Annotated in this window: 13 protein-coding genes and 1 pseudogene; 6 read left to right on the top strand and 8 right to left on the bottom strand. The window is 65.7% G+C overall.

Annotation, left to right across the window (positions count from 1 at the left end; translation table 11 throughout):
- Positions 1 to 93: 93 nt before the first annotated feature.
- Positions 94 to 546 carry a MarR family winged helix-turn-helix transcriptional regulator gene (locus LTT66_RS29605; protein WP_233061858.1) on the bottom strand — a complete coding sequence of 151 codons (453 nt, stop codon included), beginning with the start codon at positions 544 to 546 and terminating at the stop codon, positions 94 to 96.
- A gap of 82 nt (positions 547 to 628) precedes the next feature.
- On the opposite strand from LTT66_RS29605, the gene LTT66_RS29600 reads away from it, so the two are divergent.
- Entirely contained in the window at positions 629 to 1,555 is a 927-nt protein-coding gene (locus tag LTT66_RS29600) for a quinone oxidoreductase family protein (protein WP_233061857.1), read from the top strand.
- A gap of 145 nt (positions 1,556 to 1,700) precedes the next feature.
- Here LTT66_RS29600 and LTT66_RS29595 read toward each other — a convergent pair whose 3' ends face one another.
- Positions 1,701 to 2,429, bottom strand: coding sequence for a TetR/AcrR family transcriptional regulator (locus LTT66_RS29595; protein ID WP_233061856.1), 729 nt, complete (start codon positions 2,427 to 2,429; stop codon positions 1,701 to 1,703).
- Positions 2,430 to 2,497: 68 nt separating this feature from the next.
- Here LTT66_RS29595 and LTT66_RS29590 point away from each other — a divergent pair, with 68 nt between their 5' ends.
- The 4 genes from LTT66_RS29590 (at position 2,498) to LTT66_RS29575 (ending at position 7,893) form a co-directional block, all read left to right on the top strand.
- Positions 2,498 to 3,358 (top strand): NmrA family NAD(P)-binding protein, encoded by an 861-nt coding sequence (locus LTT66_RS29590; protein WP_233061855.1) that lies wholly within the window; start codon positions 2,498 to 2,500, stop codon positions 3,356 to 3,358.
- A gap of 301 nt (positions 3,359 to 3,659) precedes the next feature.
- Positions 3,660 to 4,856 (top strand): L,D-transpeptidase, encoded by a 1,197-nt coding sequence (locus LTT66_RS29585; protein ID WP_233061854.1) that lies wholly within the window; start codon positions 3,660 to 3,662, stop codon positions 4,854 to 4,856.
- A gap of 289 nt (positions 4,857 to 5,145) precedes the next feature.
- Complete coding sequence (locus LTT66_RS29580) at positions 5,146 to 5,706, top strand: choice-of-anchor K domain-containing protein (RefSeq protein ID WP_233061853.1); 561 nt, start codon at positions 5,146 to 5,148, stop codon at positions 5,704 to 5,706.
- 801 nt (positions 5,707 to 6,507) lie between these two features.
- Positions 6,508 to 7,893, top strand: coding sequence for an aminotransferase class V-fold PLP-dependent enzyme (locus tag LTT66_RS29575; protein WP_233061852.1), 1,386 nt, complete (start codon positions 6,508 to 6,510; stop codon positions 7,891 to 7,893).
- A gap of 270 nt (positions 7,894 to 8,163) precedes the next feature.
- Here LTT66_RS29575 and LTT66_RS29570 read toward each other — a convergent pair whose 3' ends face one another.
- From LTT66_RS29570 to LTT66_RS29550, 5 genes and pseudogenes are all read right to left on the bottom strand, one after another.
- Positions 8,164 to 8,712 carry a hypothetical protein gene (locus LTT66_RS29570; protein ID WP_233061851.1) on the bottom strand — a complete coding sequence of 183 codons (549 nt, stop codon included), beginning with the start codon at positions 8,710 to 8,712 and terminating at the stop codon, positions 8,164 to 8,166.
- A 271-nt stretch (positions 8,713 to 8,983) separates the two neighbouring features.
- On the bottom strand, positions 8,984 to 11,053 hold the full coding sequence (locus tag LTT66_RS29565; protein ID WP_233061850.1) for an FAD-dependent oxidoreductase: 2,070 nt from the start codon (positions 11,051 to 11,053) through the stop codon (positions 8,984 to 8,986).
- Positions 11,054 to 11,556: 503 nt separating this feature from the next.
- Positions 11,557 to 11,760: pseudogene (locus LTT66_RS29560) on the bottom strand (PucR family transcriptional regulator); the annotation flags it as partial.
- Between the two features lie 238 nt (positions 11,761 to 11,998).
- Complete coding sequence (locus tag LTT66_RS29555) at positions 11,999 to 12,595, bottom strand: MarR family winged helix-turn-helix transcriptional regulator (protein ID WP_233061849.1); 597 nt, start codon at positions 12,593 to 12,595, stop codon at positions 11,999 to 12,001.
- Positions 12,596 to 12,629: 34 nt separating this feature from the next.
- Positions 12,630 to 12,803 (bottom strand): hypothetical protein, encoded by a 174-nt coding sequence (locus tag LTT66_RS29550; protein ID WP_181721898.1) that lies wholly within the window; start codon positions 12,801 to 12,803, stop codon positions 12,630 to 12,632.
- 696 nt (positions 12,804 to 13,499) lie between these two features.
- On the opposite strand from LTT66_RS29550, the gene LTT66_RS29545 reads away from it, so the two are divergent.
- On the top strand, positions 13,500 to 15,755 hold the full coding sequence (locus tag LTT66_RS29545; protein ID WP_233061848.1) for a SulP family inorganic anion transporter: 2,256 nt from the start codon (positions 13,500 to 13,502) through the stop codon (positions 15,753 to 15,755).
- A 99-nt stretch (positions 15,756 to 15,854) separates the two neighbouring features.
- On the opposite strand, the gene LTT66_RS29540 is transcribed toward LTT66_RS29545, so the two are convergent.
- The gene (locus tag LTT66_RS29540; protein ID WP_233061847.1) at positions 15,855 to 17,252 is read right to left on the bottom strand and encodes an ABC1 kinase family protein; all 1,398 of its coding nucleotides are present in this window, start codon (positions 17,250 to 17,252) and stop codon (positions 15,855 to 15,857) included.
- Between the last annotated feature and the right edge of the window lie 25 nt (positions 17,253 to 17,277).

Genomic DNA, 17,277 nt, shown 5'->3' with positions numbered 1-17,277 from the left:
CGGCCGGTGAGCCCCGATGATCCTCCGGGGTCCGCGGACGGCGGCGAGTTCAGGCGAACAGGCCAGTGTGGGTGGGGCTCACCCGTACTGGACTCACAGCGCGTCCGTCGACCCATCTTTCCCACGGTGCCCTGTTGGCGTCCCGGAAAGGGAGTCGAGCAACCGCGTGAGCATGTGGCGGTCGTCCGCACGCAGACGGTCCGTGTAGGGCGCGAGAGCCGCGCGAATCTCCTCTTGCACCCGTTGCGCGAGTTCGCTGCCCATCGGTGTGATGAACACGTCGACCACCCGGCCATCCTCCGGCGACTTGCCCCGTGCCACGAGACCTCGGCGCTCCGCCCGTTCGACGAGACCGGACATCGTGGACTTGTCCAGCCCCAGGAACGCCGCCAGATCGGTCATGCGCGGCCGGCGGTCGCGCAGGAGACCGAGCAGCCGCAGCTGCGTGAGCGACAGGTCGTGCTCCGAACCGATGCGCGTGAGCACGGCCATCACCCGGAAGGACGTCCGGACGAGAGCGTCTTCGAGCGCGTCGTCAGATCCCATGCGGGAATCCTATGCGACATGGTTTGCATTACCAACTAAATCCACTATAGTTTGCAATACCAACCAAATCTGAGGAGTTGCCATGCACGCCGCGATCGTCACCAGCTTCGACGCTCCGCCGCAGTACGGCGAGTACCCCACCCCGGTCGCCCAAGGGGAGAACGAGATGGTCGTGGACGTTCTCGCGGCTGGTTTGCATCCACTGGTCAAAGCTCGGGCGAACGGCACGCACTACAGCAGCACCGGCACGCTCCCGTTCGTTCCCGGCGTCGACGGCGTCGTGCGTGACCAGCACGGAAATCTCAGGTACACGGTCCTGGACGACAGCGACCTGGGCACGCTCGCCGAGCGCACGGTGATCGATCCCCGTCGCAGCGTGGTACTGCCGGGCGACGTCGATCCGGTGCGCATCGCCGCCGCGATGAACCCGGCGATGTCGTCCTGGGTCGCGCTGCGCCGCCGCATCGCGTTCCGGGAGGGTCAACGCGTCCTCGTCCTCGGCGCCACCGGCAGCGCTGGACGCATGGCGGTACAGATCGCCAAGCAGTTCGGTGCCGCGTACGTGATCGCCGCCGGACGCAACGCTTCCCGGCTCGCCGCCCTGCACGACCTGGGCGCGGACGAGACGGTGACGTTCGACCTGGCCGACCGCGCCGCCGACGTCGACGTCGTCCTCGACTACGTGTGGGGAGAACCGTCCGCCCGTGCGATGACCGCGATGATCACCGCCCGCCGCGACCGCGGCACCCCGCTGAACTGGATCCAGATCGGATCCGTCGCCGGTCGGACCATTCCCGTCCACTCCTCGCTGCTGCGCGCGTCCCGGCTGCAAATCTGTGGCAGCGGTATCGGCTCGGTCTCCCCCCGCGACTTCCTCGCGGAACTGCCGGAACTCGCCGTCGCGGTACACACCGGCGCGATCGACGTGCAGGCACGTCCCGTGCCACTGGCGCAGGTCAACGAAACATGGAGCGCGGCGACGGACGACCGCATCGTCTACCTCCCGTAACGCACCGGCCCGCCAGTACCTACCCGCATCAAGGAGAGCCGTTTCCGCCGACAGTCACAGGCGGGGCCTCCAACTTGCGCATTTCAGCGGTGGCGGGTCCGACGGCGCGGCTGCCGTAGCCGCGGACCCGGCCCCACTCGGTATCTCAGCTCGGACGGTGTGGGATGTCGCCGCCGGTGAGGTCCTGGTCGGTTCGTTGCAGCCATTCCGATAGCAGGGCGCGTTCGGCGTCGGTGAGCATCGGCAGTTCGGGTGCGGCAGCTCGTAGAGCGGCCGCCGTCGCGGTGGTGTCGCGCACGGAAAGCGGTGGGACTTCAGTGAGGATCGCGTGGGTCACCGCCTCGTACATCGCCTCGACAAGCCCGAGGTCACGCTCTTGTGGCGGGACGGACAACAGGGCCAGCGCGGCGCCGGTCCCGGCGGCGTGGATGAGATCGACGGCGCGGCGTTCGCCGACCCGAAGTCGGCCGGCCGCCGCCACGCGGTGCACCCGCGCACGCAGCACCTGCAGCCCGGCGGCCGCTGCCGGTGAGGCAGTCCCGCGGTTGAGCATCGAGAACACCGCAGGGTTGGTCAGGGCGAAGTCGATGTGCATGTCCCATCCGGCGCGAAGATCGGCCACCGGGTCGCCCTCCTGGTCGACGAGCGTCTTGCCGGCCACATAGGTCGCGAAAACGTGCTCGGCGACGGCATCCAGCAACGCCTCCTTGTCCTCGAAGAACCGGTAGATGGTGGGCGCCTGCATGCCGGCCGCGTGCGCCACCGCACGGGTGGTGACAGCGTGCGGGCCCTGTTCGCGTAACAGTCGCGCCGCCACCTCCACGATGCGCTCCCGGGTCTCGTGCCTGCTTGCGCTGCTCGACTTCGACTCCATCCGGCCAGTCTAACCGCCGCTAATATCAATGGTGCTAACATCGATAATATCAACGTTAAGGAGTGGTGATGATCATCGTTACAGGCGGCACCGGACTACTCGGCTCCCAGATCCTCGACCGGCTGCTGGAACGGGTGCCAGCCAACCGAGTCGGCGTCAGCGTCCGCGACACCGGCCGGGCGGGCGAGCTGGCCGCCCGTGGAGTGCGGGTGCGGCGCGGCGACTTCACCGACCCGCAATCCCTCGCCGAGGCCTTCGAAGGCGCGAGCCAAGTGCTGATCGTCTCGGTGAACCGGACCGGCGCGGCAGCCGGCGCTGCACACGTCGCGGCGATCGACGCCGCACGCGCTGCCGGCGCCAGGCGCATCCTCTACACCAGCCACCAGGCCGCCGCCGATGATTCGGTGTTCGCTCCCATGCCGGACCACGCCGCGACCGAGCGCTACCTGGCGACGACGGGCACACCGTTCACCGCACTGCGCAACGGGTTCTACGCCGGCACCGTCCCGCTCCTGCTGGGCCGGGCGCTGCACACCGGCGAACTTCTCGCACCGGCCGATGGGCCCGTCTCCTGGACCACCCATGCCGACCTCGCCGAAGCAGCAGCGATCATCCTCGCCGACGAGGGCCGGTTCGACGGGCCGACGCCGCCGCTCACCGCGCCGGACGCCCTCGACCTCGACGACATCGCCGCCCTCCTCACCGAACAGACCGGACGAACGATCCGCCGGGTCGTCACCGAGGACTCCGAATGGGCCGCGTCCCTGGTCGCTCAGGGCGTCCCCGAGGACCGGGCCGCCATGCTCCTGGGCATGTTCCGGGCTGCCCGCCGCGGGGAATTCGCCACCACCGCAGGCCAGCTCGAAAACCTTCTCCAGCGTCCCGCCACGCCGATCCGTTCAGTCCTGCGGGCGGCCACCGAGCACTGAGCACCCGGCCTCTCCTCGTCCAACTGACCTGCGCCCGTACAGCGAGCAGGTGCGGCTGCACGGCAAGCGCGGCTCGTTGCGCATCGTGCTGTTCGACGACCGCGGCTACGTCTCCCGACGCCAGATCGCGGACCGCGCCCGCCGCCACGTCCCCGCACGAGGCCCGGATCGATCGAGGAACGGTATCGGTTGTGCGGCGGATCGGTGGAGATGCCGGTCGTCGGTGCCACGGCCCGCGCGTAGCTGCCGCATGCTGGGCGGACAGAGGTCGGCCCAGCACCCCGGAGAAGGGAGACAGACGGTGGCATCGGGACGTCGTCGGCTGCTGATCGGCTTCGCCGGTGCGGGCGGTCTCGCCCTGGCCGGATGGGGATGGTCGCGAGAACTCGCGCCGCCACCCGAACCCGCCACCATCCGATTCGACCCCCCACCAGGCACCCACGAGGTCGAAGCGCGCAGCCACGGCACGATCGCCGTCACCGGCGGGACGCTGCGGTCGGTCGAATGGATCGATGAAACGGGCAGAACGCTGCCGGGCGCATCGGCACCCGATCATCGAACCTGGACCAGCACCGAACCACTCGGCTACGGCCACACCTACACCGCCACAGCGGTCGCTCACGGCGAAACCGGCGACGTCACCGCGACGGCAACCTGCACCACGGTGGCACCGCGACAGCTCATCGACGTCTCCCTGCGCTCTGCCGATCTCGTCGATCTGGCCGAAAATGACACCTATGGAGTCGGTTTCGTGCTCGTCGCCCATTTCGACGAACCCGTCGATCGGGCAGCCGCGCAACGCCACCTGAAAATCACCACCCAGCCGTCCGTCAACGGTGCCTGGTACTGGCTCGACGATCAGAACGCACACTGGCGGCCGGAGCACTATCACGCTCCGGGAACCCGGATCACGGTCGCGGCCGAACTCTTCGGCCGCGACCTCGGCGAGGGCCGCTACGGCCTACGTGACCAGCGGGTTTCGGTGATCATCGGGCCCGCGCACGTCGCGATCGCCGACGACCACACCAAACAGATCGAGGTCTTCGACAACGGAAACCTGGTGCGCACCATGCCGACCTCGATGGGCATGGGCGGCACCGCGGTCGTCGGCGGCACAGTCATGTCGTTCTGGACTCGCCCTGGCATCTACACCGTGCTGGACCGGAATGACCCGGTGATCATGGACTCCGCCAGCTACGGCCTGCCCACCAACTCCGCGCTCGGCTACCGCACGAGCATCAACCATGCGGTCCGCATCAGCCACGACGGGATTTTCGTGCACGAATTGGCTGCGAGCATGTGGGCCCAGGGCAACACCAACGTCTCACACGGCTGCCTGAACCTCTCCCCTGCCGACGCCACATGGTTCTACGACTTCGTCATCCCCGGCGACGTCGTCGAGGTCCGCAACACCGGCGGCGACCCCCTCGATATCTGGCACAACGGCGATTGGAGCATCCCGTGGGCCGACTGGCTTCGCGGTGGCGCCCACCCATGACCACAACTCTCCGACAGTGGCCGGACCTGATGCCTGGTTGGTGCCGCTGCGCCCAGGCCGCTCGGTGCAGATCGCGACACCGCCAGTGGGCGGTGCGGGCAAGGCTCGGCGCCTACGTCAGAAACTGGCAGCGAGGTCACAGACAGATGATCGGCCGAGTAGCGCATCGACCAAAGCCCGTTGGTGCACAATTGATTTCGGTGACATGTTGCCCTCTGTGGAGGATGATGTGTCTCGCGGTGGATAGACAGTTCGTCGATCGATCCGGAAACAAGGGGGCAAGTCTGTCATGGGAAAAGTCGACACCAGGGGTGTTTGGACGCGCGTCAGCGTGGACGAAGCGCAGTTCGAGGGTTTGCGGCAGCCCGGAGTCAGGTCGAGCACGGGCATCAAATCGAGTATCAGGTGGGGCGGCGGCCAGGACGAGGACAAGAGCGGCTACGACTTCACCGGCCTCACCGATGTCGACGCGCGCCTCGACGGCCAGAACTTCCGGCTCGGCATCTTCGCACACTACAACCGTCGAATTCATCTGCCACATAGCCAGTTCTCGGTCTTCTTGAAGGTCACCGTCGACTTCCGGGACGAGGGATTCGACCACACGTTCACTCTGCGGTTCCGCCACGACGAGACGCCCAACCAGCCGGGCGACGTCCCCGATGTGGTGAGACCGCCGGTAGTTCACGAGAACGACATCGTGCGCGTCGACGGCGCCGAATATCTGGTGACCATCAGCGGTTTCCTGGATGACAAGGATGAAGTGAAGCCGTACTTCGAAAACCCCGAAGGGGAGATCAAGAGAGTCTGGCTCGTTGCCAAGTTCGAGCCCCAGAGTGAGCCGGGTTCCTGAACCGAGACAGCGGCCGGATGCCCGGAGTCCGTCGCCCGAAGCAGTCCGCCTGGTCAGCTTGCTCACTCGGCGCGTTCGGTCACCACGTGCTCGCTCGCGCGGGGCCCGGCCCGTCTTGCCTGACACCCGGACGGTGAGCGGCGCATGCCGCTGCCGAGCATCCAGATAGTCCCGACAGGCCGTCGACGCGTACTCGATCACTGGGACCGTGCGTGCCCACGTCTGCCAGCTGTTCGGAAAGACGGTCGAGCGGGCCTATGTCCGCCAACATCACGAAGACACAGCCGTGCTCACCCACCTAGGCTGCTCGACCGGTCTCCGGTCCAACTTCCGGGAGTCATGTGTTCGGCACTTCGGCGCAAACAGCGCCCGTGCCGCTGCCCGCTGCCCTGCCACCGCCGGAAGCTTCGCGGTGACGTCAGACAGTACTGCGGCGTAGCCGAGAGGTTTGAAGCGCGCACCCACGTGGTGACGTGGCCGTGAATGAGGTGCTTGTCAACTGGACTCGACCCACTGAAGCGTTCATCGGGCGCTGGAGCTCGGCACGGTGATTCGCCATTCACGTCAGTAGGTCGCGTCACCGAGTGTTCTTGTCGTTTGATTCCTCCGAGCGACACGCGTTGCCACCGCATCGACACCGATCGGTGCGCCGACCTCTACCCTTTCACTGTGGCGACCACCCCTTCGGAGCTCCACACCCACCAGGACGTGAGCGCGCCCTGCGCCCTGTGCACGCAGCCCATGGACGATGCGCCGCCTCGGCATATGACTGCGGCGGAGTTTCGGGAACACGGTCGCGCGGTGGTGGATTGGGTGGCCGACTACTGGGAGCGGGTGGAATCCCTGCCGGTGTTGTCGACGGTGCCGCCCGGTGCGGTGCGTGCGCAACTGCCGTCAGCGCCACCGGAGTTGGGTGAGCCGTTTCCCGACCTGCTCGACGATATGGATCGCATTATCGTGCCCGGCTTGACGCATTGGCAGCATCCGGGTTTCTTCGCCTACTACCCGACGGGTGCGTCGGGTCCGGCGGCGCTGGCCGATCTGCTGGCCTCCGGATTGGGCGTGCAGGGGATGCTCTGGCAGACCAGTCCGGCCTGTACCGAGTTGGAACAGCATGTCCTCGACTGGCTTGCCGGGCTGATCGGCCTGCCCGAACGCTTCACCTTCGCCGGCACCGGCGGCGGGGTCGTTCAGGACAGTGCCTCCACCGCGATGCTGGTCACGCTGCTCGCGGCGCTGCACCGGGCCTCTGGCGGGCAGGTGGCACGGGAGGGTATCGGCCGAGGCCGCTACGTCGTCTACACCTCCGCCGAGGCCAACTGCGGCTTCGAGAAGGTCGCGCGCATCACCGGTCTGGGCTCCTCGGCAGTGCGTTTCATCGAGACCGGCGCCGACCTGTCGATGGACCCGCAGGCACTTCGTTCCGCAATGGAACATGACGTGGGTCTCGGGTTCACTCCTGTGCTGGTGATGGCGACGGTGGGCACGACGTCCACCGGTGCGATAGATCCGGTGGGTCTCATCGGCCCGGTCTGCCGCGAGTACGGCGCCTGGCTGCATGTGGACGCCGCGTACGCGGGTGTCGCCGCGATATGTCCGGAGCTGCGGTGGATCCACGCCGGCGTGGCCGAGTTCGCCGATTCGTATGCGACCAACCCGCACAAATGGCTGCTCACCGCCTTGGACTTCGACGCCTGCTACGTCGCCGATCGCGGCGCTCTGACCGGCGCGCTGTCGGTGCTGCCGGAATACCTGCGCAACGGTGCGAGCGAATCGGGTGCGGTAGTGGACTACCGGGATTGGCAGGTGCCGCTGGGACGTAGGTTCCGGGCGTTGAAGCTGTGGGCGGTGATCCGCTGGTACGGCGCGGCCGGGCTGCGCGAGCATATTCGGCACAGTGTGGCACTGGCCCAGCAGTTCGCCTCCTGGGTCGGAACGAATGAGCGCTTCGAAGTGCTGGCTCCACATCCGCTGTCGCTGATCTGTTTCCGGTTGCGCGGAGACGATTCGGCGAATCGGGAACTGCTCGATGCGGTCAACGCGACCGGACGAGTGTTTCTGTCACACACGAAGGTTCGTGGTGCATTCGCACTTCGGCTGGCCATCGGCGGCACTGCCACCCGAGGCGAGCATGTCGCCGCCGCGTGGGCGCTGCTGAGCGAACACGCAGGCATCGCACGACACTGACTCGGCCGCGGTGACCAGGCCGGTGCGGCGTTGCCCGAGATCGGGTGGTTCCGCCACCGCTGCCGGCCGGCGTCTCGTTGATGGCCCGCTTGCCATCCGGTTCGAGCAGCGCCAGGTCGCCGGCGAGCGGAATGCGTGAGGCGCAGTGGTGCACCGACGCACCGCCAACCGTCCAGCACCATCACCACACTTCGCCACAGCGGCGCTGGACACTGCGTGGCGAGCGCCGCCGAAGCAGCCTTCGGCGGCGTACGCACCTATCTCGGGCATTCAGTAGACGGTGAATGTGCCGACCAGCTCAGCTTCGGTGACTCCGGGGCAGGAATGGTCGGTGGTCACGGTATTGTCATCGGATGCGGTATGTCCCGCGTAGGTACCCGATACGATCACGATCGGGAACAAGGCCGGACCCGAGCCCTTGGATTTGCTCTGATTGCCCGCGGCTGCGCTGCTGATCGTGCTGGTGCTGCCATCGGACCAGGTGATGGTCCCGGTGCCCTGGTGGATGCTGACTTTCCCGTCGCACGATGCGACTTCGAAGCCCTGCTCGTCCATGCTCACCGGGTACGGCTCCCCCTCGTCGACGGCAGTCCCCATACAGTCGGTGAATTGGGCGGTCGCTGTCCACTCGACCTTCGACGGCATCGCACCCAACCCCGATCCGGCCCAGTTCACGGTGCCGTGTTCGGTGCAGGTGATGATGGGGGCCGCGGTAGTGCCACCGGGCGGCGCAGCGACGCCCGGAGCGGCGAACGGGATCACCCCGAGCGACGCGCTTGCGAGAACAACGGCTCCGGCCAGACGATATCGAGTGAACATGCGTCTCCTTGGTCGTTCCTGCTTGCCTGATGTCCGCTCCAGACACTAACTGGCTGCCGACCGCGGAACCGGTTCCCCACACCCCGCGGCGTTGCGGAGACGACCGGCGCACCGCGCGCACGCATCGCCCTTCGGCCAGGCGAAATTCGCAGTCCGGTCTCGCCCGCACACGACCGGGCGGCAGAGGCGAGCAACGCTGGCTATACCTCTCTCCGCCGTCGGACCGGTGCCGCACCTGAAATGGGCTCGCCTCCCCTGGACGGCGCGTACGTCAGGACGCGATGTCGCCGCCGTGCCTGAACCGCAGCATTCGGCGTGCCCCCGTCAGTGCCGCGGCGCCGAGGACCTGTTCCAGTTGCTCCCAGCGGGTGACCAGGTCGGCGAGCATCATCATCATGACCTCCGGGAAGGCGTAGAGAAACGTCTTGTAGCGGTAGTGGTCGAGGTAGTAGAGACGGACCGCGGTCACGGCGGTGACGGTGGCGGTTCTGGCGTCGAAGAACAGGTCGTGGCCGCCGAGGATACTGCCTCTGGCCAGCACGACGCGGTCGTAGACACCGCCGAAATCGACCTCCACGTCACCCTCGGCGACGACGTAGACGCCGTGTTCGGTGTCGTCTTCGCGGCAGATGGGGTCGCCGGGGGCGTAGGTGAGTTCATCGAACATTGAGGCAAGGGTTTCCAGGTCGGCGTCGACAAGGGGCGCGAACAACGGCACGCCGAAGGGGTCGACGCCATCGCTGAGGCACGCCACGCGAGCTCTCAGACAGTCGAAGCTGAGGTGCTTCATACGCATTCGCGCAAAGCGTTTCATGCGGTCGATATCGCGGCGCTGTCGGCGCGAGGTCTCGGTGCTCGGCGGGCTGTAGAGCGACGGGTCGTCGGCGATTCGGGCCGCTTCGCGTAGACCCGACTCGTAGGCACTGTGGACGCAGCCCCAGTGGTAACTGTTGGTCGCCTCGCCCGCGAAGAACAGGCGCGCGCCGACGGGTTCGGCGAGGGCGTCGAGGTCGCGCGGGGAAGCGTCGACACCGATGCAGGCGTAGGAACCGAGCGCGTAGGGGTCCGATGACCACGCCGTTCGGGAAACACGCCTGGGGTCGGGAGTATTCGTGCCGAAGATATCCCGCACGACGCCGATAGCGTAATCCTGGACCTCGACATCGGTCCAAGACTCCAAGTCGCGCCCGAGCGATGCGCCGAGCAGCAGCACCAGAATCGGCTTGCCGTGCGACTTCCACATGCTGATGACAACGGTCGGGTAACTGTCGGTCTCACGGCACAGATAGCCGAAGACGTATTGCTCCGCAGGCCAGAAGATTCGGTCGTAATGCAAGGCGATCTTGTTCAGCGTGCCGAACCCGACGCGGTCGATGGCACGGCGTTTGGTTTCCGGCAGTAGCGGACTGAACTCGATCTCATTCGACTTGAGGACACCGAGTGGTACGGTGACCAGCACCTTGTCGGCTTCGTGGACGCCGAGGTCGGTTGTCACCCGCACCGGTGTCGAGCCGTCGCCGGTGTCGATCCGGCGCACAACGGTTTCCAGCTCGATGGTCAGATCCTCGGCGAGTGCATCGACCACCGCCTGGTAGCCGCCGTGCAGGACGCTGTCGCCATAACCGTAGACACGGTAGCCGTCCTCCCAGAACTTGAACGACAGGCCGCCGGGATCCTCACCGACGTCTTCGCGCAGAATCACATTGAGGTGATAGCGGATGGCCTGTTCATCGTCATGAGTGTGGCCCGCTTCAGCGATGACCTGGTCGATGACCGCAGCGAGCGGTACATCGGGATGTCCGCTGCGGCGGGCGATCTCCGCGCGGCGCTCCAGTTCGTGGAGTAATTTGTCGGCGAGTTCCAGTGTCCGGTTCTTCACCGTCGCGGGGCTGATCTGCCGATCGGGTCCGAACAGCGTCAAACTATCGAATCCCCCGGTATAGGAACTGTCGCCGCCGACATAACTATGCGGGATTTCGAGTTGTTCGACCAATTCGGTGATCGGATTGCCTTCCGTACCGTGTATCCAGTGTGCGCCCAGGTCGACACCGTCGCTGTCGGTCCAGATCCGGCCGCCGATCCGGTTGCGCGCCTCCAGCACGGTCACCGTGTGGCCTAGCTTCTGAAGAGATTGTGCCGCAGTCAATCCCGCGATACCCGCACCCACTACGAGCACGCTCGACGGCCTCTTTTCGATGGCTGCGTCGCCGATCGTTGCCTGCCCCGCGAGAGCGGGCTCCGAGCCATTGCACGGTGAAAAATCACTCAGCTGCTCCATCGTCACAGTATCGGGGAAAGGCGTTGCGCCAGAGCACGTTCTACAATGTTGATATGCTACCAAGCGACCATTACGGGATCCGAAACAGACAAGCTTCAAGTTTAAATCAGCTGACTCACCGGCGTTTCGATTTCACACCTGGTTCGCGGCGTGGGCCGCCGCGATATGTGCGGACTCCGTGATCCTTTCGGTGGCAGTGGCGGTGGGCAACGTACTGCTGGGGCGAGACTTCACCCGTTGGTCACGAAGTGCAGCGGGATCGTTACGGGCAGGAAAGGTACGCCGCCGATGACGGCGGCGCCGGGAAATGCCCAGAGGATGGACCCGCCGAGCGGCTTACCTCACCCGTGGTTGAAATCCATAGTGGTTGTATGAACCGAGATGCTTCCGAGGTCGTGAGGAAGGGGGCATCATGCCGACGAAGTACTGCGCGGCGACGAAGGTCAAAGGGCTGACCGGTTTTTCAGCGTGGGGTTGCTGAGATCCCTGACTCGGCCGCGCCGCTCCTACCCATATGGCGGTGGCCGTTTGTCGACCGTATGGACGCGCACGTAGCAGTGGGCGCGGCTTCGAGATAGTTCCAGGCACACGCGTGTGATGATGGTGATGTCGCCATGAATCGCGTCACCGGGCAAGGTGCCGCAGGGGGCGACGGTTTCGACAAAATGCCCGACCATCTGCCGCGACAACGCCCGCACGTCTTTCAACGGCGGCGATATGGGTCGACCGGATACAGTGAGTCGTTGCCGGCGTGGAGTGGTGGTGGGCATAGTCGACTTCCTTCCATCCCCGTTAACTGCGCTATTGCTCCAGCGTAACCGGAAAAGGATCTGCGAGAACGGTTCAATCCGAGGATCGTGAATTTCGGGAGGGTGGCTGGCCAGCGATAGTGATAGTTCACAATCGCGGTCGGGCCTCGACCTGATTTTCCGACAGCCGGTGAACAGTGCAGCGCACACTATCGGCCGAGCGCTCGCCTGCCGCAGGCGGGTGCACGGCATGGATAGATCACCCGTAAGCGATTTTCTCCAGTAGATCCAGCGCTTCGTCCACCTTGTTCAGTTCGCCGGACGGCAAGCTCTCCAACAAAACCTGCGCGAGAGCGTTGTTCAGAGACCCCTGCTGCCCGAGCACCCAAGCCAGGCCATCGTCGGTGAGCACCAGGTTCACGCGGCGTCCGTCGATCGGGTCGCGTACGCCGACGATCAGCCCCTGATCTCGTAACCCGTCGACCACATTGCGCATCGTCTGCGGGCGCAACATCTCCAGGCGAGCCAGATCGACAGCGGCCATGGCTCCGCATCGATGCAAGCGTCCCAGCACCGCCCACTGCGTCGCGGACAATTGACACTCGTTCGGATCCCTCCGGGTGCGGCGCAGAATTACAGTCAACGCAATGCGCAGGCGCGCCGCCGTGGCGGCCAGTGCTGTGGCGTCCGCGGTATCAACGGCCGACATAAAACTCCTACTCACCCGATCGGGAACAATCCATGGGTGGCGTCCGGCCTCGGCGCTCGACCGGGCGCCAGATCGATCTTGCTGCGCAGGCTGCGCGGCGATGACGACGTCGAACTGGAACACGCCGTCGTGCTCATCATGAACCATGTCGCCACCGCCGCGTGCTACTCGGGCTAGCCGGTTACAGGCAGAAGCTGAGCTCGACAGGGCCGACCGGGATGGGGATGCATACTTCCACCGAGCCCGCGACCGGGGTCGCCGTGGAGGCATCTGCCGAGGCCGTGCCGACGCCGAGGGCGGTGGCGGACAGCGCGAATGCGACGACGGTGAGCGGGCGAATAATTCTCGAGTTCATACAGTCATCCTCAGTCGTGTTCATGTGGATTTCCCGGGTTCGGGACGGAACGATCAGATCACGAACTCGGGAGCCGTTGCACATCGTTTTCCAAACTCTGGATTTCTAGATCAACTCTTTCTGAATCCGTCGTGGATCATCACAGTATCAAGTGGCATTCACACTAACTGTGACCCGAATGTACACGATAGTCCTACCCATTGATTGTGGCGTTTCGTCGCTGACATCGAATATCTCGAGGTCACCAGGAGGGCCTGCCTCGCCACACCCCGGTACCTGCGAAGTTAGGCGAGCCTTCTGCACGGCGGCGGTCGCCCACTCGCCCCATTCGCCGCGCGCAGAAGCCCGCGGTAGATGCGGCGCGGACCGCATGGCAGATGTGCAGCTGTTGTTGGTACAGCATTCCCGTAGTTTGTCACCGGACCCGCCGTCACATGAAGACTTACCGCTGAAACCAAATCTTTGCCGGTGGCGCGTTGTGACACCGAGGAAGACGCTGTCGTTCGAAATAGAGCCAGTCACAAATATTCTTGTGGCCCGCTTTTCGCTGCGCTATTGCCAGTACTTTGATCTTGGAAAACTCCTCATGCCTGAGAGGCTGCCGGACACTCGGAACCGTGGTCCCGCAGCTGCTTTCGATGCCTGGAGAACACGTTCCCCGACCGGACCGGCCCGTAGGCCTGGTGAAGGAGAAATATGTCCCCCGACACCGATGCGACCCCTATATCGGACACCCCACCGGGGAGCCCCTGGTCCGAACGGCTTTCGTCGATCTCCAGCCATGATCTGCCCGCCTCGATCGTGGTGTTCCTTGTCGCCCTGCCGTTGTCGCTGGGCATTGCCATCGCCTCCGACGCCCCTATTGCCGCCGGCCTGATCGCGGCCGCGGTGGGCGGAATCGTGGTCGGCTTCCTCGGTGGAAGCCCGCTGCAGGTCAGCGGGCCGGCGGCCGGCCTCACCGTTGTCGTGGCCGAGACCATTCACCAGTTCGGCTGGCAGACAACCTGTTTCATCACCGCTGCGGCCGGCCTGTTCCAGATCATGTTCGGAGTGAGCCGGATCGCGCGTGCCGCGCTGGCGATAGCGCCGGTCGTCGTGCATGCCATGCTCGCCGGTATCGGTGTCACCATCGCACTGCAGCAGGTGCACGTACTGCTGGGCGGGGCGTCGCGCAGCTCGGCCTTCGAGAACATCACCGAACTACCCGGTCAGCTGCTCAACCCGCACGGTGACGACTTCGTCATCGGCCTGATCGTCATCGGCATCATCGTCGCCTGGCGCCGGGTACCCGACAAGGTTCGCCTGCTCCCCGGCCCGCTGGTCGCGGTGCTGGTGGGTACGGTGCTGTCGCTGGTGCTGCCCGGCGCTCCGGACCGCATCGAGATCGACAGCTCGCTGTTCGACGCCATCGGCCTGCCCGCCCTGCCAAGCGGCAACTGGGGTGGGGTGGTGCCGGCGGTGCTGACCATCGCCCTGATCGCCAGTGTGGAGAGCCTGCTGTCAGCGGTGGCCGTGGACAAGCTGCACACGGGCAGGCGCACCAACTTCGACCGCGAGCTGCTGGCCCAAGGCGTGGCCAACATGACCTCCGGCATGCTCGGTGGCCTCCCGGTCACGGGTGTGATCGTGCGCAGCTCCACCAACGTGGCCGCCGGTGCGCGCACCCGGGCCTCGACGATTCTGCACGGCGTGTGGATTCTCGTGTTCTCCATTGCGCTCGTCGGCGTCGTGCAGCAGGTCCCGAAGTCGGCGCTGGCCGGGTTACTCATCGTGGTGGGAGTCCAGCTGGTGAAGCTGGCCCACATCCAGCTCGCCCATCGCACCGGCGACCTGGCGGTATACGCGGTGACCATGGTCAGCGTGGTGTTTCTGAACCTGCTCGAGGGCGTGCTGATCGGCCTGGCGATGGCGTTCTCGATGCTGCTGTGGCGAGTGGTGAAGGTATCGGTACGGGCCACACCGGTGGCGGGCACCGACCGCTGGATCGTCCGCGTCGACGGCACGTGCACGTTCCTGGCGCTGCCGAAGCTGACCAAGGAGCTGGTCACGGTGCCGGCCGGTACCGACGTACTTGTGGAGCTGACTGTCGACTTCCTCGACCACGCCGGCTACGAGGCCATCCGCGATTGGGCCCGCCAACACGAAAGTACCGGCGGGAACGTGGAATTCGTCGAGATCGGAACCGCCCGCATGGAACACGCCATGACCGGCCCGCCTCGGCGCGGCCGGGCGCGCAGCATGCTCGACGAGGTGCTCGGCCCGTGGCGCGAGCGCAACGGCGACGCGGTCGCAGCCGGCGTGGTCGCCTACCATCGCAGCCACGCCCACATGATGCGGCCGCACCTGGACCAGCTGCGCGACCGGCAAGATCCGCACTCGCTGTTCCTCACCTGCGCCGACTCGCGCATCGTGCCCAACGTGATCACCAACAGCGGCCCCGGTGACCTGTTCACCGTCCGCAACGTCGGCAACCTGCACCCCGCAGACGGATCGGACGCCTCGGTCGAGGCGGCCCTGTCCTTCGCGGTGGACAACCTGAAAGTGCACAACGTGGTGGTGTGCGGCCATTCCTCCTGCGGTGCCATGAAGGCCCTGCTGGCCGGCACCTCCGGCGGACCGGGACTGGACACCTGGCTCGCCCATGCCCGCCCAAGCCTGGATGCCTACCGCGCCGGGCACCCGGTGCGGGCCGTTGCGGCGGCCGCAGGATACGACGAAACCGCCCAGCTGAGCATCGTCAACGTCGCCGTTCAGCTCGAGATCCTGCAACGCCACCCGGTGATCCGTCAGGCCGCCGCTGCCCGCGGCCTGACGGTATCGGGCCTGTTCTTCGACATCTCCACCGCCTGCGTGCTCGAGGTCACCACCGACGGCATCAGCGAATTCACCGACCAGGTCGCCGAACCGGTCATCGTGACCGGTTCGGTGCGAGTTCGCCGGTCCGACAGATGATCTCACGCCCCATGGTGGTGCCGGCACCATCCGGACCACACGTCGATCGCCGAATTCCGGCGTACGCCGCCGCTTCTGCGCAGCGCGGTGATGACCTGGTCAGCGGGGGGAATGTGGCCCCGACAGTTGCCCGGCTCGCCACTGTGCCATCGCCCGCCCGATATCAGTTACCGGAGGTTCGCCATAGAGCCACTCACGGGCCAGGCGATGCCAATTGTTGGTCGTCTCGAGCTGACCGAGTGCAGCGAACGTGAACAACTCCGCCCGCCTGGAGAACACGTGCTCAGCCGGAAGCAGCTGATGCCGCATACCCCGGAATTCGTCCGCCCTCGGGTCGACGGCGAGCACCACTGCCGCGGTGGCGAGTTCGGGGGTGATCGTGATCTCCTCGTCGAGCAACTGCCAACCCGAGGCGGCCCATACGTATTCCAGGCATTCCTGTGGTGTAACGCTCGCGTCCGGGTCGATGATGCCGCGTCCGACCCACGCCTGGTACAGATCCCCGGCCCGGTGTTCTCCGGCGGCGAGCAGGGACGCACGCTCGAACTCGGCGTCCGCGGGATTCATCCGGTAATAAAGCCCGAAATCCACGAAGGCGAGGCGCCCGCCCCTGTCCAGAAGGATGTTACCGGGATGCGGGTCACCGCAGAACTCGTAGTCGGAGAACAGCGAACTGATGTAGAAGCGGTAGATCAGCTCACCGATCCGATCTCGGTCGGCCCCGGGCAGAGCCTGAATCTCTTGGAAGGACCTCCCTTCGACGAACTCTGTCACAAGAACGTGGTGCGTACAGTGCTCTCCCACACTGTCGGGGACGGTGATGAAGGGATGTTCGCAAAAGCGCGACGCGACTCCATGCTGAGTCCTCGCTTCGCGCAGGTAGTCGAGTTCACCGCCGATGTTGCGTGCGATCTCGTCCAGCACGGCGGCGTCGCCCGCGCTCGGCAGCACGGATCTCCACAGCTTGGCGAACAACCGCAAGTTACGCATGTCCGCCTGGACGGCCTCATCCACACCGGGGTATTTCACCTTCACCGCGACCATGCGCCCGTCATGCAACGTCGCCCGATACACCTGGCCGATCGAGGCTGCGGCCACCGGCGTCTCCTCGAAATCGGCGAACACTCGCGACATCGGCCCGAGATCACCCTCGATGACCTTCCGCATCGCGGTGAACGGAACCTCCGGTGCGCGATCTCGAAGTTCGGCGAGCTTCACCCGAAACAGTTCACGGTGAGATTCGGGAACGAGGTCGACATCCAGAACCGACAGCATCTGGCCCAGCTTCATCGCCGCGCCCTTCATGCCACCGAGCACAGTGACCATTTGCTGCGCGGCCTGCAAAGCGGACCGCTCGGCGAGTACCTGCCGGGCTTCGTCAGGCCGACCGATCATAGACAACCGAGTCCCGACTCCCCGCACAGCCTGACCCGCGACCAGTCGGCCCAGCCGACCGCCCCGCGCCAGTCGACCTCTGGGCAGCTGACCAGCCGCCATCAGCACCTCCGTGGCCGGCCCATGA

This window comes from Nocardia gipuzkoensis (assembly GCF_021183645.1).
Taxonomy (GTDB): Bacteria; Actinomycetota; Actinomycetes; order Mycobacteriales; family Mycobacteriaceae; genus Nocardia; species Nocardia abscessus.
Note: the sequence above shows the minus strand (reverse complement) of the source record. Positions and strands in the feature narration are given on the sequence as shown.

Bases quoted from the DNA above. Each gene is read 5' to 3' on its own strand.
- LTT66_RS29605 (WP_233061858.1), bottom strand. From the start codon at position 546: ATGGGATCTGACGACGCGCTCGAAGACGCTCTCGTCCGGACGTCCTTC.
- LTT66_RS29555 (WP_233061849.1), bottom strand. From the start codon at position 12,595: ATGGTTCATGATGAGCACGACGGCGTGTTCCAGTTCGACGTCGTCATC.
- LTT66_RS29540 (WP_233061847.1), bottom strand. From the start codon at position 17,252: ATGGCGGCTGGTCAGCTGCCCAGAGGTCGACTGGCGCGGGGCGGTCGG.
- LTT66_RS29600 (WP_233061857.1), top strand. From the start codon at position 629: ATGCACGCCGCGATCGTCACCAGCTTCGACGCTCCGCCGCAGTACGGC.
- LTT66_RS29550 (WP_181721898.1), bottom strand. From the start codon at position 12,803: ATGAACTCGAGAATTATTCGCCCGCTCACCGTCGTCGCATTCGCGCTG.
- LTT66_RS29580 (WP_233061853.1), top strand. From the start codon at position 5,146: ATGGGAAAAGTCGACACCAGGGGTGTTTGGACGCGCGTCAGCGTGGAC.
- LTT66_RS29545 (WP_233061848.1), top strand. From the start codon at position 13,500: ATGTCCCCCGACACCGATGCGACCCCTATATCGGACACCCCACCGGGG.
- LTT66_RS29570 (WP_233061851.1), bottom strand. From the start codon at position 8,712: ATGTTCACTCGATATCGTCTGGCCGGAGCCGTTGTTCTCGCAAGCGCG.
- LTT66_RS29595 (WP_233061856.1), bottom strand. From the start codon at position 2,429: ATGGAGTCGAAGTCGAGCAGCGCAAGCAGGCACGAGACCCGGGAGCGC.
- LTT66_RS29590 (WP_233061855.1), top strand. From the start codon at position 2,498: ATGATCATCGTTACAGGCGGCACCGGACTACTCGGCTCCCAGATCCTC.